Raw genomic sequence first — 764 nt, forward strand, 5'->3', positions numbered from 1 at the left:
AAAAGTTTCTTGCACCTGAGTTATAAAACCACTACCCCAAACCATCGGTATCATTGGCAATTTGTCGTCTTTGGGGATGTATTCACCAGTTCTTTCGTAAACCTCTCTGTAATTAGATGTTTTCTTGAGTTGCCATGCACAATTGAAATACATCTCCAACTCAATTTCTACATGGTAAGCAGCGCCCCCACCGATGATTACCTCGTTCAACGGTCTGGGTAATATTTTGTCCATCCACCGCAATAGCTTATCCCAATATTGGGCCGTTGCTACATTAAGAGCATCAACAATATGAGAAATTTCTTTTTTTCTTAAACTGGGGTCTTTAGCACTTGCTAGGGCTTGTATTTGGTCAAAAGTTATCCAATTAGGGCGTTTCGTATAACCAAGCTGCTGACTATAGACCTGATCAATAACCGCGTAGCGTGCATCAAATATTGCCGAAGATAAACGCTCTCGGTCTAAACCGCTAGTCATATCCAGCACGATATCCAACATATTGGCAAAGCCCAACAGTGGGCTATCCCCCAGCTTCAGTTGCCCCCGGTCAAAATAAAGTGCTGTCGTGTTCCTGTGACCAAACATCAACACCGCCAGTTGGGAAGTGCGTAACCAGTCTACCCCCTGCTGTTTGATTCGCAGTGCTGCTAATCCCCCACCTTCAGGACGGCACAAGAAACGCTCTAAGTTCACCTTTAAATATTGTTTGCGTACCGTAAAATTAGCCAGCATCACCCGTAACTGTTCTTCAAAGCGGCGGCGAT

Annotated in this window: 1 pseudogene; it reads right to left on the minus strand. The window is 44.6% G+C overall.

Annotated elements, in window-relative coordinates:
* Positions 1-764: pseudogene (locus tag G1O98_RS40520) on the minus strand (hypothetical protein); the annotation flags it as partial.

It is taken from the genome of Nostoc sp. UIC 10630, from assembly GCF_010747425.1.
Lineage (GTDB): Bacteria > Cyanobacteriota > Cyanobacteriia > Cyanobacteriales > Nostocaceae > Nostoc.